The following is a 17,129-nucleotide window of genomic DNA, read 5'->3' as shown; positions in this document are numbered from 1 at the left end:
TTGGAAGGTGTTAAAAAGTGTCTGAATTAGGAAAACGTTTAAAAGATGCAAGGGAGTCTCAAGGCTACAGCCTCGATGACCTGCAGCGGATCACGAAGATCCAGAAACGCTATTTGACCGGAATCGAGGAAGGTTCGTACGATTCCATGCCCGGTAAATTTTATGTGAGGGCCTTCATCAAACAGTATTGCGAAGCAGTCGGGCTGCCTCCTGAAGAAATCTTTGAGGAGTACAAGTCCGAAATTCCTGTCACGCAGCACGAAGAAATCCCTGATTCACTATCAAGGGTCCAGACGAGGAAGACGGTCTCCGAAAGTTCCTCGAAGGTCCTCGATTTCATCCCGACGCTGCTCATTGTAGTGGTGATCATCGGCATCTTATTTATCGCGTGGTTTTTCTTGTCCGGGAAAATGGGCAATAATGACGCTGCTGACAATGATACGAACAAAAACAGCCAGGTAGCGGTGGATGAAAAGGATGTACCGAAGGAAGCCGATGATTCAAAAAAATCAGCTGACAATAAAGAAAAACCTGCAGCCGATAAGGACAAAAAGCAGGATAAAGAAGCGGATTCAAACGATACTAAAAAAGAAGACGCACAAACACTTGAGCAGACTTCTGTCCAGGGATACAAGACCACCTATGAATTGAAAGGGACAGATCAATTCGATCTTACATTATCTGCTGACGGTGATTCATGGATCGGTGTATATAATGAAGATGATAAGGTGTTGTTTGAAGGCACCCTGACGAAAGGGAGCGAAGAGGACTTCGATTTCTCAGGAGAGTCCCAGGCCTACCTCATCATCGGGAATGCTGCCAACACAGTGATCACCCTCAATGGGGATGAGGTCGAGTACGGAATTCCGACCGATGTCGTCAGGCAGGATGTTATCATCAATTACAGCAAAGAATCTTCAGAGTAAGGAAAGGGAGTTCCCTTTCCGCTAGTGCACTGGATTGGAGGCAATACATTTGAATTTACCAAATAAAATCACCATCTCCCGGATCATCCTGATCCCGTTATTTCTCATCATCATGCTGGTTCCCTGGAACTGGGGGGATATGCGCTTCCTTGGGGCAGATCTTCCTGTCAACCAATTCGTGGGGGCTCTCATATTCATCATCGCGTCGACGACGGACTGGATCGATGGATATTATGCAAGGAAGCTGGATCTTGTCACCAACCTCGGGAAGTTCCTTGATCCCCTAGCGGATAAGCTTCTTGTATCTGCAGCCTTGATCGTACTGGTTGAAATGGGAGTGGCTCCTTCTTGGATCGTCATCATCATTATCAGCCGTGAGTTTGCCGTGACCGGCCTTCGCCTTGTGCTAGCAGGAGAAGGGGAAGTGGTGGCTGCTGGGCAGCTGGGTAAGATCAAAACGTGGGCACAGATCATCGCCATATCGGCATTGCTGTTGAATAATGCCATCTTCGAACTCATGAACCTGCCGTTTGATATCATTGCCCTATGGATTGCCATGTTCTTCACCATTTGGTCCGGTTGGGACTATTTTTACCATAATCGCAAAGCGTTTGTTAATTCTAAATAATGTAAGGAAGGGGTTGATTCAATTGGAATCATCCCTTTCTTCTTTCACTGGGAGGAAATAATCATGAATGCAGAAATTATCGCAGTCGGATCGGAATTACTTTTGGGGCAGATCGCTAATACCAATGCCCAGTTCATCTCAGAAAGGCTTGCCGAAGTAGGGGTGAATGTGTTTTATCATACAAGTGTGGGAGACAACCCGGCAAGACTTGAAGAAGTCATCAAGCATGCTGAAGAGAGGGCGGATCTGCTCATCTTTACAGGAGGTCTCGGACCGACCAAGGATGATCTCACCAAAGAGACCATTGCAAGGAGTCTGGGCGTCAGCCTCTCGATGGATGAAGATGCCATGGACTCCATCAGGGCTTATTTTGAGAAAGTAGGCAGGGTGATGACACCCAACAACGAAAAGCAGGCTTTGATACTCGAGGGTTCGGCACCATTGAAAAATGATTTTGGCATGGCACCCGGGATGGTGTTTCAACAAGCGGGTAAAGCATATATCCTGTTGCCTGGCCCGCCTTCTGAAATGAGGCCGATGTTCAGTACCTACGGGATTCCTGCCGTCATGAACCTCATGAAACGAAAAGAGGTGATCCACTCCCGTGTTCTCCGTTTCTTCGGAATCGGCGAGTCGCAGCTAGAAGCCGACCTTGAAGAACTCATCGACCGCCAGACGAATCCGACGATCGCACCTCTTGCAGGTGACGGTGAAGTGACCTTGCGATTGACGGCCAAGCACGAATCAAAAGATGTCGCGGAGACACTTCTGAATGAGCTGGAATCAGAAATCCGTGAAACCGTCGGGGAGTATCTATATGGATACGATCAAGATTCACTCGAACGGGTGGGCTTCAGACTCCTGAAAGAAAAAGGCTTGACCCTTGCGGCAGCTGAGAGCCTGACGGCAGGCTTGTTCCAATCCAGCCTCGCCTCGATTGCAGGAGCTTCTTCCGTCCTTGAGGGCGGAGTGGTGTGCTATCAGGATTCTGTGAAAAGGAATGTGCTGAACGTACGGGAGGAAACATTGAAGAACCAAGGTGCGGCCAGTCGTGAATGTGCCATTGAGCTTGCAGCAAATGTGCGGTCACTGTTCAAAACCGATATCGGCATCAGCTTTACCGGCGTAGCAGGACCTGAAGCGCAGGGGGATCTGCCTCCTGGTACCGTCTGGATCGGCATAGCCGCAGGTGAGGAAGAGCCGAAGGCATACCAGCTCACTCTGGCCGGAAGCCGGAACGGCAACCGCAGCCGGACGGTGAAGTATGGGTGGCATTATTTGGTGAAGGAATGCAATGAATAAGAAACGGGATGGGTGCCCACTGGGTGCCCATTTTTTTGTAGGATTGGAAACAGTGAGAGAATCATGGGAAATAGCGAAGGACAAAAAAACCGAATGAATGTTCGACTTTTTGCTTGTTTTCTATTAAAAAAACCTTTATAGTTATAGATAGGTTGGAAGTGAGACAAGCGTATAGATTGTTAACCAGTTAACCATTCTGAAGGAGGAATCATTTGTGAGTGAACGTAAAGCAGCCTTGGATATGGCGTTAAAACAAATAGAGAAACAATTTGGTAAAGGTTCCATCATGAAATTGGGAGAAAAGACCGACAGGGAAATCGTGACGGTCCCAAGTGGATCCCTTGCCCTTGATGCAGCACTTGGGGTAGGCGGATATCCACGTGGAAGGATCATTGAAGTGTATGGACCGGAATCGTCCGGTAAGACAACCGTTGCCCTCCATGCCATTGCAGAAGTACAGGCACAGGGCGGTCAGGCAGCTTTCATCGATGCAGAGCACGCATTGGACCCTGTCTACGCACAGAAATTAGGGGTCAATATCGATGAGCTCCTTCTTTCGCAGCCGGATACAGGGGAACAGGCATTGGAGATCGCCGAGGCCCTCGTCCGAAGCGGAGCCGTCGATGCCATCGTCATCGACTCCGTGGCAGCACTTGTTCCGAAAGCCGAGATTGAAGGGGAGATGGGGGATTCACACGTGGGGCTCCAAGCACGTCTCATGTCCCAGGCCCTCAGGAAGCTTTCTGGTGCCATCAATAAATCGAAGACCATCGCCATCTTCATCAACCAGATCCGTGAAAAGGTTGGGGTTATGTTCGGAAACCCGGAAACGACACCTGGTGGACGCGCCCTTAAATTCTACTCTTCCGTGCGCCTTGAAGTCCGTCGTGCCGAGACCCTCAAGCAGGGGAATGAAATGGTGGGGAATAAGACCAAGATCAAAGTCGTCAAGAACAAGGTCGCTCCTCCATTCCGGGTTGCAGAGGTGGATATCATGTACGGTGAAGGGATCTCAAAAGAAGGTGAAATCGTCGACCTTGGTTCTGAACTCGACATCATCCTTAAGAGTGGTGCCTGGTATTCCTATAACGAAGAACGTCTTGGTCAAGGACGTGAAAACGCAAAAGTATTCCTCAAAGAGAATCCGGACATCCGCAATGAAATCATGCTGAAGATCCGTGATCACTACGGTTTGGATACTGGTCGCGCCGAGACAGAGGATATGGAAGAAATGAGTCTGTTAGACGACTGATGCTTTCCTGCCGGGCATTGGCTTCATCACCTTCGCCGACTGGGGATCGTTGCATGTGGCGAAATGATGCAGATCACACTGCCTTTTGAAAAGCGGACTGGTTACGGCCAGTCTGCTTTTCTGCTTTTTAAGGAATGAATTGCCCGGGAACTGACCACAATGATACTAATGTCATTCATTTTAAGGTATAAAACGTGCCGATTGATGGGATTGCTTGATAAATCTGGACACAAAGGTCCCAACCCCTTGACAATAAATTTTCTGAGATTTAAAATTAACATGTATATTTTACAATATTTTCGAATGACATTTGAAAGCCTAGCGCTGTATGTTGAGGTCAATTTGTGCAATGTACAAGCCGACATGTAAAAAACATGATGAAAGTGATAGCAAGAGGAGGTGAAATGATGCAACCTATAACACTCATCTCCATTTTGCTTAGCCTTATCGTCGGTGTCGTTGTTGGATACTTTATTCGCAGATCCATTGCCGAAGCGAAGATTGCAGGGGCCAAAGGTTCCGCAGAGCAGATTTTGGAAGAGGCCAGGCGCGAGGCGGATGCTCTGAAAAAAGAGGCCTTGCTTGAGGCAAAGGACGAAAATCATAAACTTCGCACTGAAATGGAAAATGAACTCCGTGAACGAAGAAATGAACTGCAAAAACAAGAAAATCGTTTGATGCAAAAAGAGGAGAATCTGGACCGTAAAGATGAGACGCTCGATAAACGGGAATCTCAGCTTGAACGCAGAGAAGGTACTCTAAACGAGAGACAACAACATATTGAAGAGATGGAAAGCAAAGTGGACGAGATGGTAAGATTGCAGCAAACGGAGCTTGAACGCATCTCGAGCCTGACGCGAGAAGAAGCGAAGGGCATCATTCTTGAGCGTGTGGAAAACGAATTGTCCCATGATATTGCCATCATGGTTCGCGAACACGAAACCCGTGCAAAGGAAGACGCAGACAAGAAAGCGAAGGAGGTCCTATCCCTCGCAATTCAGCGTTGTGCTGCAGAACATGTGGCCGAAACGACTGTCAGCGTCGTGAACCTGCCTAACGATGAGATGAAAGGTCGTATCATCGGAAGGGAAGGAAGAAACATCCGTACTCTGGAAACACTAACAGGAATTGATCTCATTATCGATGATACCCCAGAGGCGGTCATTCTTTCAGGATTCGATCCGATCCGCAGGGAGACTGCTCGAATCGCACTGGAGAAATTGGTCCAGGATGGTCGTATCCATCCGGCACGCATCGAAGAAATGGTCGACAAATCCCGTCGTGAAGTGGATGAATATATCCGCGAGATTGGTGAACAGACCACATTCGAAGTAGGTGTTCACGGATTGCATCCTGACCTCATCAAGATCCTCGGTCGCTTGAAGTACCGTACGAGCTATGGACAGAACGTCTTGAAGCATTCCATCGAAGTAGCTCATCTATCCGGGCTATTGGCGGCAGAACTTGGTGAAGATGAACGTTTGGCTAAACGGGCTGGTCTCCTTCATGATATCGGGAAGGCCATTGACCACGAAGTGGAAGGCAGTCACGTTGAAATCGGCGTCGAGCTTGCCACTAAGTATAAGGAACATCCGGTCGTCGTGAACAGTATCGCATCCCATCACGGGGATACCGAGCCGACGTCCATCATCGCAGTACTCGTTGCTGCAGCAGACGCACTTTCTGCAGCAAGACCGGGTGCAAGAAGCGAAACCCTTGAGAACTACATCCGACGCTTGGAAAAACTGGAAGAGATTTCAGAGTCCTATGAAGGAGTCGAGAAATCATTCGCCATCCAGGCAGGGCGCGAAGTCCGGATCATGGTCCGACCGGAAGCCATCGATGATCTGGAATCTCACAGACTGGCACGGGACATCCGGAAACGGATCGAAAGTGAACTGGATTATCCGGGACATATTAAAGTCACGGTAATTCGTGAGACAAGGGCAGTAGAATACGCAAAATAACTGGTTGACTCAGGAAGGGGCTCCCCTTTCTGAGTCAGCTTTTTTATTGATTCAAATGCATCCATATGTGATACAATAACGGAATGAAGCAAACAGAAGGGATTTTTTTATGAAATTATTATTTGTAGGAGACGTCGTAGGTTCAATGGGCCGGGAGATGATCTCTGAATATCTACCTAAATTGAAGAAAAAACATCTGCCGGATTTTACGATCGTGAACGGGGAGAACGCCGCTTCAGGCCGGGGCATCACGGAAAAGATTTATAAGCAATTCATTCAGGACGGCGCCAACATGGTGACGCTTGGGAACCATGCTTGGGATAATAAAGACATCTTTGATTTCATCGACGGAGCCAAACAGATTGTGCGACCTGCAAACTTCCCAGAGGGTACGCCGGGACAAGGGTTGGTATTCGCCCAGGTTCACGGCAAGGAAATTGCCGTGATCAATGCACAGGGAAGGACATTCATGCCGCCACTTGATGATCCATTTGCCGTTCTGGACGACTTGGTGACCGAAGCAAGAAAACGGACGCCGATCGTTTTCGTTGATTTCCATGCCGAAGCGACGAGTGAAAAACAAGCGGTTGGGTGGTTCTTGGATGGAAGGGTGTCCGCCGTCATCGGGACGCATACCCATGTACAGACGGCAGACAACCGGATATTACCGAATGGCACGGCATTCATGTGTGATGTCGGCATGACGGGCCCTTACGATGAGGTACTTGGCATGAGCAAGGACTCGGTTATCAAACGGTTCCAGACAAGTCTGCCGGTGCGCTTCGAAGTGCCTAAAACCGGTCGGAAAACCTTGAGTGCCTGCTTGATCGATATTGATCATAAAACGGGAAAAGCAACGAAAATCGAACGCATCCTCATCAATCAAGATCATCCGTTCATGACCGAATACTAAAATTCATTCCTTTTTCCTCCATACCGGAATGATTTGTCCATTTCCTGAATATAGTAGCAGTGGAATTGTTTATACCAAGTTTGTTCTTTACCACAAGCATACGGTATAGGGGAAATGACAAGGAGGAAAAGGAATGGAAATATTAAAAGTTTCAGCAAAATCTAATCCTAATTCTGTAGCAGGTGCACTTGCCGGTGTTCTTCGTGAGAGAGGGGGAGCTGAAATCCAGGCGATCGGTGCCGGTGCGCTGAACCAGGCTGTAAAAGCCGTAGCCATTGCCCGCGGATTTGTGGCTCCGAGTGGTTTAGATTTGATCTGTATTCCGGCATTCACAGATATCCTGATCGACGGGGAAGAACGAACCGCGATCAAGTTGATTGTAGAACCAAGATAAAGAACAATAAGGGCTGTCCGCCATGGTGGACAGCCCTTATTTCGTTGATTACTATAAAGATAACAACCGGGAGGTGCAAGTATGATCATCGATACACATTGCGACGTACTTATGAAGCTATATATGGATCAGGGTCGGTATTTATTCAATACGAAGAGTGGATTGATGATCACCTACCCACAGCTGGTGCAGCAACACAGCCGGGTGCAACTCTTCGCCATATTCATCCCCACCCATCTGAAGCCGGGAGAAAGATTCCAGGCTGCCCTGACGATGGTCAATCTCTTTCACCGTCAAGTGATTTCCCCCAATCATAAGATGGTGATGGTACGTTCAAGAGAGGATGTCCTCGCCTTGGAAGAAGATGAAATCGGTGCCATGCTCACTCTTGAAGGCATTGAAGCAATCGAGGAAGACATGGAGAAATTGGAGATCCTCTATCGCCTCGGGGTCTCGTCTGTCGGTCTGACCTGGAACTGGGCCAATGCCGCAGCCGACGGTGCACTTGAACCGAGGGGGGCGGGTCTGACGAATTTCGGGAAGGAAATCATCACATTCCTCAATGATCACGGTATGTGGACCGATATGTCTCATCTCAGTGAACAAGCATTTTGGGATGCCCTGCCACTTGCCGAACATCCTATCGCTTCCCATTCGAATGCCTATACGATTTGTCAAAACCCACGAAATTTAAAGAATGATCAAATAGAGGCGCTGATTGCAAAGGACGGATTCATCGGCATCACCTTCGTCCCTCCATTCTTGAATACAGCGAAAGAGGCCTCCATGTATGATGTGATCCGTCATGTCGATCATGTGTGCAGTCTTGGAGGAGAGGACCATATCGGATTTGGGTCTGATTTTGACGGAATCGATCAAACGGTGAGCGGATTGTGCCGCTATACCGATTACGGTTCGCTGATCGGGATGCTCTTGCGCTATTTTTCCGATGCCCAAGTGAGAAAATTCATTGGGGGAAATGTTCTGAAAAGACTTCCCGTGATCCTGTAATTCATAGTGGAATGGTGCGAATTGCAGGTAGTGATTTTCAGGCAAAAGTGATACACTGATTAAGTGAGTCAGGCATATGGGGAGACCGTTTCCCCCTATAATAGATTGCTAAGGAAGGGATTGAATGGAATGAAGCATCAGCTTTCCTGGAAGGTCGGCGGACAACAGGGAGAAGGGATTGAGAGTACAGGAGAAATCTTCTCCATGGCTTTGAACCGTCTCGGTTATTATTTATATGGATATCGTCATTTCTCCTCTAGGATCAAGGGAGGACATACAAATAACAAGATCCGCGTTTCTACGACGCAGGTAAGAGCGATTGCCGACGATCTGGATATTCTCGTTGCATTCGATCAAGAAACGATTGATGTGAATTATAAGGAATTACATAATGAAGGAATCATCATTGCCGATGCGAAGTTCAAGCCTGTCAAACCAGAAGATACAGCTGCAGAACTATATGTGGTTCCCTTTACGGAGCTTGCCACAGAGCTTGGAACGTCCCTGATGAAGAATATGGTGGCGGTCGGCTCAACATGTGCAGTGATGAACCTTGACCCTTCTGTATTCAAAGAAGTGGTCGTTGAGATCTTCGGCCGTAAAGGGGATGCCGTCGTCGAGAAGAACATGGAAGCGATCAGACAGGGCTATGACAAGATGAAGGACGATCTTGGTGAAAAAGCAGGCTCCCTAGAGCTGGAAGCGGCTGATGGGAAAAAGCGTATGTTCATGATTGGAAATGATGCCATTGCCCTTGGTGCCCTTGCAGGAGGAGTGCGTTTGATGGCTGCATACCCCATTACGCCGGCATCAGAGATCATGGAGTACCTCATCAAGAAGCTGCCCCTCGTTGGCGGTACCGTGATTCAGACCGAGGATGAGATTGCTGCCGCTACGATGGCGATCGGTGCGAATTATGGAGGCATCCGTTCATTCACGGCATCTGCGGGACCAGGTCTCTCACTCATGATGGAGGCTATCGGATTATCGGGGATGACCGAACAGCCCCTTGTTGTCGTGGATACACAAAGGGGAGGGCCTTCCACAGGACTTCCTACAAAGCAGGAACAGTCCGACCTCATGGCGATGATTTACGGGACACACGGCGAAATCCCTAAAATCGTCCTTGCTCCGAGTACGGTGCAGGAAGCTTTTTATGATACGGTTGAAGCCTTCAATCTGGCAGAGGAGTATCAGTGCCCTGTCATCATTCTTTCCGATCTGCAGCTTTCATTAGGAAAACAGACGGTGGAGCCGCTGGATTATTCAAAAGTGGAAATCAGGAGAGGGAAGCTTGCGGATAATGAGCTGGATGAACTTGAGCCGAAGCACTACTTCAAGCGCTATGAAGTGACCGGCGATGGCGTGTCCCCAAGGGTGATCCCCGGAATGAAGAACGGTATTCACCATGTTACCGGGGTGGAGCATGATGAAACAGGGAAACCGTCTGAATCCCCAGTGAACAGGCAGGCCCAAATGGATAAAAGGATGCGCAAATTGAATGATATCCGCTTTGACACGCCGGTTCATATTCATGCAGCCCATGAGGAACCGGATGTCCTTCTGGTCGGATTCAATTCCACCAGGGGAGCGATCGAGGAAGCCATGGTACGTTTGGAGGAAGATGGGATCTCAGTCAACCATGCCCATGTCCGCCTCATCCATCCTTTCCCCACGGAAACCATACAGCCTCAGCTTGCATCGGCGAGAAAAGTGGTTGTCATCGAGAATAATGCTACAGGACAGCTGGCGAACATCCTGAAGATGAATGCAGGCTATGGCCAAAAGGTCGTCAATATGACTAAATATGACGGGACGCCTTTCCTCCCGCATGAAATACATGAAAGATGTAAGGAGCTGAAGCAAAATGGCAACATTTAAAGATTTCAGGAATAATGTCAAGCCGAACTGGTGTCCCGGATGTGGTGACTTCTCTGTCCAGGCCGCCATACAGCGTGCTTCTGCGAATGTAGGACTGGACCCGGAACAGCTGGCCGTTGTCTCGGGCATCGGTTGTTCCGGCAGGATTTCCGGCTATATCAATTCATACGGCTTCCACGGAATCCACGGCCGCTCCCTGCCCATTGCCCAAGGCTTAAAAATGGCGAATAAAGAGTTGACGGTGATTGCTTCCGGAGGCGACGGTGATGGTTTTGCAATCGGCCTCGGCCATACCATCCATGCAATCCGGAGGAACGTCAACATCACGTATATCGTGATGGATAATCAGATTTATGGATTGACAAAAGGGCAGACTTCCCCGAGGTCGTCAACCGGCTTTAAAACAAAATCCACTCCACAAGGGAGCATCGAACCTGCTCTTGCACCAATGGAGATGGCTTTGACCGCAGGTGCCACATTTGTTGCACAGAGCTTTTCTTCTGACCTCAAGGAACTAACTGCACTGATTGAAGCAGGGTTGAACCATGAAGGGTTTTCTTTGATCAATGTATTCAGTCCATGTGTGACCTATAATAAGATCAATACGTACGACTGGTTCAAAGAGAACCTCACAAAGCTATCCGACGTGGAAGGATATGATCCTTCGAACAGGGAGCAGGCCATGAGTCTCCTTATGGAGAAGCAGGGGCTCGTGACGGGACTCATCTATCAGAATAGCGATCAACCTTCCTATCAGCAATTGATCCCTGACTATTCAGAACAACCACTGAGTTCTCATGATATCCGTCTCGAAGAAGGAACCTTCGATCAATTGGTGAAGGAATTTATGTAAAACAAACCGGGCTCTCGCGGTAGAGTCCGGTTTGTTTATGTGCTGGAACGGGAGCGTCCTGCCTTATTCATTGATGTCCACGCTGCATGCTTCTCACGTAGCCTCGTTTTAGATCCAGGAACCTTTTCTTCAAGCGTTCGAGTGCAGCGACCACTTCAAGTTGCCTTTTCTTTTCCTCATATATAGAGGTGTTCAGCTTCCTGATCTCTTCATTCTTCTCGTCAATTATCCTTGTGAACTCTCCGAATTCCGCTTCCTTTTTGTGACGTTCCTTCACGAGCGCTGATTCCAGTTGCATGACGTTTTCTTTCAGCTTTTCGACTTCAGTGGTATCGTTCTTCAAGATGCCTTCATTATCCCTGATAAGGAATGAGAGGCTGGGGCGTCCTACGTTTTCCTTTGCGATTCGCTCGCTCAGGCGCCTGTTTTCTTCCTTCAGCTCCTCGACTTGGCGCTTCAGGGTCAGGATGGCTTTTCTTGACTGAGTGGACTCCAATGCTTCATATTCCTGTTTGAACCTTTGCATTTCCGATTTATAATGGATGATCAGCTGATTGAGCTGGATGGGATCGAGCCGATTCATGCGGGTCACCTCTCTTTCGTTTCGGTTTCTTTTACTTCTATATATATGTATGAACCGGGTCATTCGTCCATCCAATGAATAAAGCCGTGTAAACTTCCCAGCGTTTACACGGCTTTCTTTCTATATTTTTATCCGCACACGAATATTCATTCTAAGCGTAAACGTTTGATTCTTACTTAATCAATCTCAAAATCTCTTTGAATGATGCGTCCATTGCCGTTTCCGATGCGGGCGCATGTATGGAATGCATTCATAAGAGGTTGCTCTTCACCTTCCTTTTACATCCTATGCACGTCCATCGGAAAATTGTTGGATAGGTGTCAGGGGGCCAGCGCCTTTTTTTTATATGGAATACCATGCCGGTTATATTTTTTTGAGGAATCTAGGTGTTTTCTCTATACCGATTCGCGATGCCCCCATAGGATATAGTGTTAAATAAATATTCATGTAGACGAAAGGAAGGATTTGTTTGAATAAGCGTAAACAACTTAGGGGTTCCCAGACTCCTACGCCAACACCATCACCATCTCCTATTCCATTGGATCCCAATGATCTTGCTCCAGAATGTATTCGTGTCGACAAAGTATATGATTGGGTGTTTTATGCCAATCGATACGAAAACAAAAACTTCATCCCTGATGAAGACTGCCGTGCAGCGGTCAGTGCAGCACTAGCGGCCGGCCAACGTGTGGAAGTACAAACGGCACCGGTTGATCCTGCAAGTGTCAGTGTGACTGGTACCATCCTTGAAAACGGAAACCCGGGCCGCGTCCTGATCGTATGGACAGTCCCAGTAGAAGTCACTATCCTCATCGCAGGTGTACCAGCGTGTACGTTCACAGTTCGGACTCAATTCACTGATGAGATCATGCTTTGTGTGCCGACTGGCATCACGAATGCCAACCTGAACATCCGTGCAACGCAAGTCATCGCGTCTTCCGGTGGCGTCCTAATGGGACCAGATCCATTCGGACCGATGATTCCGCTTCGTGTTGTCCTTTGTAAAGATGTTCAAGTGGAATTCCCTGTAAAGTTGGAAGTACTGGCTAAATTCTGCTTCCCGCGTCCAAACAACATTCCAGTACCAGAAGAGCAGCTTCAGTGTGACTTGAGCCTTCTTGAATTCCCTCGTCAATGCCCTGGCTTGTTCCCTGTTGCAAACTGTGAGTGTCAAGGTACAGCTCTTGCGAGGAATGAAGATACCGAAGCCACATTCGGCACTGGAGCAGCGGCTGAACTTGTTACAGGTCTATCCACTCTCAGAGCGGAAATCTGTCAAGAGTGTTCCCTTGGGGACAGCACATGGTCTTACTCCTTTGTTGATACGGAAGTTGGACCGACTCCTGCACCTACTGCAACTGGATTCCAACCGGACTTCAGCTTCAGCTTCAACCCGTCTTCCATTGACCGCGTAACATGTGGAACAGACGCATTGACTGCTGTCGGAGAAGGGATCCGCTACTTCGACGGCGCCCCTGAGCAATTGTTCTACGAACTTCAAATCTTCACAGGCTTGCTTGGACCGATTGCTGAAGGCTTCCGCCTGATCCTTCGTAACACTGCCAATGCCGTCATTTTCGACAGTGGAGTAGTAGAAGCTCTCGTTGAATTCAGCGAGTGTCAAACATTCAATGACCTATTGAACGGCTAATGATTAGGGAGAGAGGGGAAACTCTCCCTCCTTTTTTTAACATGGAAAGAATCTGTACATATGATGAAAGAAAAGGATCAATGGGGGTGTTGGCGATGATGGAAAGGGACGATGGTGAGGCATTGAAGGCATTGGACGATATTCGGGTCATATCGGAAGAAGTGGAGTCGTTGTTCGGGGAATTGACAGAACGCGGTCCAGGCCGCATGGAGAAGGCAAGGATGCAGGAGGAAGCAGATGGCCGCAGGATCGTGGAATCCCTCCAGGCTCAACTGAAAGAATGGAAAACCAGGGAACGGGAGCAAGGTGAAGTGATCCTTGTCCTTAAACGAAAAATGGAACAGCTCAAGGAGAAGATCCATCATGATCGAGTTGCGAGCGTGAAGCCATCGTCCCCTTCAGTGGAAGTCATCATGATCGAGAACAAGGGTCCGCACATGCTGAAAGCGGTGAAGGAAAGGGTTATGAAAGTCGTATATGAGGCACCATCCAGAAATTCATTTGTCAGGATCGACTGCGATAGTATGCTCATGGGTTTAGAGACGAACAAAAAGATGGTGGAGCTTTTTTATAAACAGATGAATTCCTATACAGAAAGGTGGAGATATACGATGTGGAATTTTTTATCCGGTAAGGAGCACGCCGAAATGAACGCTGAGGTTTTACAGAGGTTGGAAGAAATCGATGAGCAGCTTCGTGCATACTCATCGAAATTTATGGAAGTGAAGGAAGCGATAGCCGAACAGCAAAGCAGGAACGACTCCGCTCAAAACCATCTCACTGAAGTGAAGAAGATCCAGGAAGAAATCAATAAGATTGAAAGCTATTATGAGGAAGAGATCCAAAGCCTGAAGCAGCAGATCGACCATTTCAAGGAGCGGGAAGGGGAGCTCCAACGGGAAATCACCCTTCTGCATGATCAGCAAAAAAATGCCCCCAAACAAAGTGCGAGGGAGCTTGAACTGGAAGCTGAAGTTGAATCATTAAGGAGTAAAATCAAGCAACAATCGAACAAAAAAAATGATCTGTATAAGCAGATGAAGACCCAGAAGAAAGAGGAAGTCCCGCAGGTGAACCCGGAATTCGATGAGTATGGAAACATTCCCCTGCCCTCCGATTCCAAGAGGACGATGTTCAATCCGCAAAAGTACTTCCGATGACCCATGGAAGGGGGTGAAACATCATGATGAAGAAAGATCAAAACCAAATCTACAGACAGAAAAAGAGCATTCCCATCGGCATTAAAAAAGAACAAAGGGAAAAAATCGCAGCAGAGCGCACCAAGTTCAAGTTTAAAGGGTGTGGGTGCAACGCATAAAGAATCAGTCATTCTTTCAAGGAATCTCTATAGCAGATTGATCCTGGAAGCGAAATCTTCCATGCCGAATGAAGCATGCGGACTCCTATCCGGAACCGGTTCACGATGCACGGGGGTCTGGCCGATGAGAAATACCGAACCATCCCCCTATTCCTTTGCCATAGATGAATCGGAGAAGGAACGTGCTGTTAGGGATATGCATGAACGCAATGAGACATTTATCGGATTGTACCATTCTCATCCGAATGGCTTGCCTGTCCCTTCGCAGGATGATATCGATCATGCACCAGATGTATTCTACTTCATTATTTCCGTCGGTGGAGCGGAAGAAGGAATCCGTTGCTACAGAATCCGGGGGAGACAGGTCACACATCTGACCATCATTGTGGAATAAGAGTGCAATGGCACTCTTATTCCCATTTGTCTTCCTAACTGAAAGAGTAGATTACGAGATTCGGTGAAACGCACAAGCGTTTTTCTCCTGAATGCATATAGTATAGAGAGACAAGCAGGAAAGAGGTGATTATGTGAAAGTCTCAATCATCATCCCATTTTACAATTGTCCCTATGTCGATCAGGCGATACGGAGTGCCATCCACCAAACCTATCCTGATCTTGAAGTCATTGTAGTGGACGATGGTTCTACCAAGTTCACCGAGAAGATCGCACCGTATAAACATCGAATCAAATACATCCGAAAAGCGAACGGTGGAACGGCTTCAGCTCTTAATGAAGGTTTGCGGCATGCAACGGGTCATTACTTTGCCTGGCTGAGCTCAGATGATCAATTTGTCGCAGATAAAATACAAAAGCAAGTGACGTTCATGCAGAGGAACGGATCAAGACTCTCCTATACGGCCTTTAAAACCGTGGATTCAAACAATACGATTATTAGCGAAATACGTTCTGCACCCATGAGACATGGGACATTCAAGCAGCGGTTGCTTCAAGGGTGTCCAGTGAATGGATGCACGGTCATGGCAGAGATTGCCCTCATGAAGCAGGCAGGCTGGTTTGACGAAGGATATAAATATGCCCAGGACTATGAAATGTGGTGCCGCCTCAGTTTGTTCACTCACATGCACTATTTCGACGAATCACTTGTGTTGTACCGAGTTCACCCTGGGATGGGTACGGCCCGTTTCGGAGGCGGTATTGCGAATGAAGCACAACAGATCCAACAAACGTACAGCAAGCTTTTCCAATCTGCCAAACGGAAAAAATAAATAGAGCCTGCTGGGACAAACGTGTTTTAGTCATAGTAAAACCCGAATTCATTTGCCTGCGATCAGGCAAAATAGTTCGGGTTTTTAATTTGTTTCATGACCATTACTCTTTTAGATTCTAGCGGTTCATTGGAGTGCAAGACGAAGACTCCTGTGGGAAGAGCAGCACACTCAGGCATGCCGAGGAGGTTCACGGGCTACCCGCGGAAAGCAAAGTCTTGCACGGAAATCATTAGAGGTATACAGGACCTACATCGATAGTGTTCGTCATTAAATGATCCCATTTTAGTTTCTAGCAACCTCTTTCTTTCTATCGGCGGCGGAGCGTTTCAGAAATCCCCATGTCCATATCATACCGGTGAGCCCACCGAAGGGTCCGGTTGATCAAAGCCGGATTCAGACAGCTGTGTTTAATATCGCCGGGGCGATCCGCACCGTGCGTATAGGGGATGGATTGACCCGTGTGATTTTCAAGCGTCTTGATGACCTCGAGGAGTGATGTGGGGATACCGGTCCCTACGACAAATGTGCCTACATCCTGAAAATCCCCGGCCGCCCTGTTGGCTGAAACGATGTCTTGCACATACACATAGTCCCTCGTCTGCAATCCGTCTCCGTTCACCTTTAACGGTTCTCCTTTTGACAGTTTTTCGGTAAAGACGGCGATGACTCCGCCTTCCCCTTTTGCCGTCTGTCTGGGGCCATACACATTCCCATATCTTAAAATGGTGTAGGGAATGGAGAAGAGGTCGTGATAGAGTGTGATATAGCGCTCCGCCACCAGCTTTGAAAGCCCGTAGTAGGAAAGGGGAGAAACGGGAAGGTCCTCAGTGAGGACCGATTCAGGTGAATTCCCGTAGACAGCGGAAGTGGACGAAAAGACGAACTTTTTCAGTGACAGGCTCCTGCATGCTTCCAGGATGTTGATGGTTCCACCCACGTTCACCAACATATCCGTATGCGGGTCATCCAACGACCGGTTCACATCTGCTTGTGCTGCAAGATGATAGATGACATCCGGCTTGATGGAAGTGATCAGTTCCCTTGTTTCTTGAGAACTGATATCCAATTGGTGAAACGAAGCGGCTTCAGGCAGATGCTCTAGTTTTCCGCTGCTCAGATCATCAATGATATGGACGTCTAAGCCGTCTTTGATCAGGCTGTCGGCCAGGTGGGAGCCGATGAAACCTGCTCCACCGGTTACAATTGCTTTTTTCATAGTGT

The 17,129-nt window shown here is 48.0% G+C and carries 17 protein-coding genes; 15 read left to right on the top strand and 2 right to left on the bottom strand.

The window, feature by feature from the left end; all coding sequences use genetic code 11:
- Nucleotides 1-17: 17 nt before the first annotated feature.
- The 10 genes from ACNA6I_RS06815 (at nucleotide 18) to ACNA6I_RS06770 (ending at nucleotide 11,127) form a co-directional block, all read left to right on the top strand.
- Nucleotides 18-926 carry a helix-turn-helix domain-containing protein gene (locus ACNA6I_RS06815; RefSeq protein WP_063191227.1) on the top strand — a complete coding sequence of 303 codons (909 nt, stop codon included), beginning with the start codon at nucleotides 18-20 and terminating at the stop codon, nucleotides 924-926.
- A 49-nt stretch (nucleotides 927-975) separates the two neighbouring features.
- Nucleotides 976-1,554 (top strand): CDP-diacylglycerol--glycerol-3-phosphate 3-phosphatidyltransferase, encoded by a 579-nt coding sequence (pgsA, locus tag ACNA6I_RS06810; RefSeq protein WP_048003986.1) that lies wholly within the window; start codon nucleotides 976-978, stop codon nucleotides 1,552-1,554.
- Nucleotides 1,555-1,617: 63 nt separating this feature from the next.
- Nucleotides 1,618-2,856 carry a competence/damage-inducible protein A gene (locus ACNA6I_RS06805; RefSeq protein ID WP_416313104.1) on the top strand — a complete coding sequence of 413 codons (1,239 nt, stop codon included), beginning with the start codon at nucleotides 1,618-1,620 and terminating at the stop codon, nucleotides 2,854-2,856.
- A 214-nt stretch (nucleotides 2,857-3,070) separates the two neighbouring features.
- A complete protein-coding gene (gene recA / locus ACNA6I_RS06800) occupies nucleotides 3,071-4,108 on the top strand; it encodes a recombinase RecA (protein WP_048003984.1) in 1,038 nt (345 codons plus the stop codon).
- Between the two features lie 407 nt (nucleotides 4,109-4,515).
- Nucleotides 4,516-6,075, top strand: a complete 1,560-nt coding sequence (gene rny / locus ACNA6I_RS06795; RefSeq protein ID WP_048003983.1) for a ribonuclease Y — start codon at nucleotides 4,516-4,518, stop codon at nucleotides 6,073-6,075.
- A gap of 109 nt (nucleotides 6,076-6,184) precedes the next feature.
- Complete coding sequence (locus ACNA6I_RS06790) at nucleotides 6,185-6,988, top strand: TIGR00282 family metallophosphoesterase (RefSeq protein ID WP_048003982.1); 804 nt, start codon at nucleotides 6,185-6,187, stop codon at nucleotides 6,986-6,988.
- Nucleotides 6,989-7,121: 133 nt separating this feature from the next.
- Nucleotides 7,122-7,382 (top strand): stage V sporulation protein SpoVS, encoded by a 261-nt coding sequence (gene spoVS / locus ACNA6I_RS06785; protein WP_034760060.1) that lies wholly within the window; start codon nucleotides 7,122-7,124, stop codon nucleotides 7,380-7,382.
- A gap of 81 nt (nucleotides 7,383-7,463) precedes the next feature.
- Complete coding sequence (locus tag ACNA6I_RS06780) at nucleotides 7,464-8,393, top strand: dipeptidase (protein WP_048003981.1); 930 nt, start codon at nucleotides 7,464-7,466, stop codon at nucleotides 8,391-8,393.
- Nucleotides 8,394-8,522: 129 nt separating this feature from the next.
- Nucleotides 8,523-10,274, top strand: coding sequence for a 2-oxoacid:acceptor oxidoreductase subunit alpha (locus ACNA6I_RS06775; protein ID WP_416313103.1), 1,752 nt, complete (start codon nucleotides 8,523-8,525; stop codon nucleotides 10,272-10,274).
- Complete coding sequence (locus ACNA6I_RS06770) at nucleotides 10,261-11,127, top strand: 2-oxoacid:ferredoxin oxidoreductase subunit beta (RefSeq protein ID WP_048003979.1); 867 nt, start codon at nucleotides 10,261-10,263, stop codon at nucleotides 11,125-11,127. Before ACNA6I_RS06775 ends, ACNA6I_RS06770 begins: the two co-directional genes overlap by 14 nt.
- Before the next feature lie 67 nt (nucleotides 11,128-11,194).
- Here ACNA6I_RS06770 and ACNA6I_RS06765 read toward each other — a convergent pair whose 3' ends face one another.
- Nucleotides 11,195-11,710 carry a hypothetical protein gene (locus ACNA6I_RS06765; RefSeq protein WP_416313102.1) on the bottom strand — a complete coding sequence of 172 codons (516 nt, stop codon included), beginning with the start codon at nucleotides 11,708-11,710 and terminating at the stop codon, nucleotides 11,195-11,197.
- A gap of 469 nt (nucleotides 11,711-12,179) precedes the next feature.
- Here ACNA6I_RS06765 and ACNA6I_RS06760 point away from each other — a divergent pair, with 469 nt between their 5' ends.
- From ACNA6I_RS06760 to ACNA6I_RS06740, 5 genes are all read left to right on the top strand, one after another.
- Nucleotides 12,180-13,361, top strand: a complete 1,182-nt coding sequence (locus tag ACNA6I_RS06760) for a hypothetical protein (RefSeq protein WP_142245911.1) — start codon at nucleotides 12,180-12,182, stop codon at nucleotides 13,359-13,361.
- 41 nt (nucleotides 13,362-13,402) lie between these two features.
- On the top strand, nucleotides 13,403-14,521 hold the full coding sequence (locus tag ACNA6I_RS06755; protein ID WP_048003976.1) for a hypothetical protein: 1,119 nt from the start codon (nucleotides 13,403-13,405) through the stop codon (nucleotides 14,519-14,521).
- A gap of 23 nt (nucleotides 14,522-14,544) precedes the next feature.
- Nucleotides 14,545-14,679 (top strand): hypothetical protein, encoded by a 135-nt coding sequence (locus ACNA6I_RS06750; protein ID WP_258523385.1) that lies wholly within the window; start codon nucleotides 14,545-14,547, stop codon nucleotides 14,677-14,679.
- A complete protein-coding gene (locus ACNA6I_RS06745; protein ID WP_148795047.1) occupies nucleotides 14,663-15,073 on the top strand; it encodes a Mov34/MPN/PAD-1 family protein in 411 nt (136 codons plus the stop codon). Before ACNA6I_RS06750 ends, ACNA6I_RS06745 begins: the two co-directional genes overlap by 17 nt.
- A 133-nt stretch (nucleotides 15,074-15,206) precedes the next feature.
- Nucleotides 15,207-15,905: a glycosyltransferase gene (locus ACNA6I_RS06740; protein ID WP_048003975.1), complete on the top strand. Its 699-nt coding sequence runs from the start codon at nucleotides 15,207-15,209 to the stop codon at nucleotides 15,903-15,905.
- A gap of 310 nt (nucleotides 15,906-16,215) precedes the next feature.
- Here ACNA6I_RS06740 and ACNA6I_RS06735 read toward each other — a convergent pair whose 3' ends face one another.
- On the bottom strand, nucleotides 16,216-17,124 hold the full coding sequence (locus tag ACNA6I_RS06735) for an NAD-dependent epimerase/dehydratase family protein (RefSeq protein WP_416313101.1): 909 nt from the start codon (nucleotides 17,122-17,124) through the stop codon (nucleotides 16,216-16,218).
- Nucleotides 17,125-17,129 lie beyond the last annotated feature (5 nt).

It is taken from the genome of Rossellomorea sp. FS2, from assembly GCF_047915635.1.
Lineage (GTDB): Bacteria > Bacillota > Bacilli > Bacillales > Bacillaceae_B > Rossellomorea > Rossellomorea marisflavi_A.
This window is presented reverse-complemented; position numbering and strand designations above follow the sequence as displayed.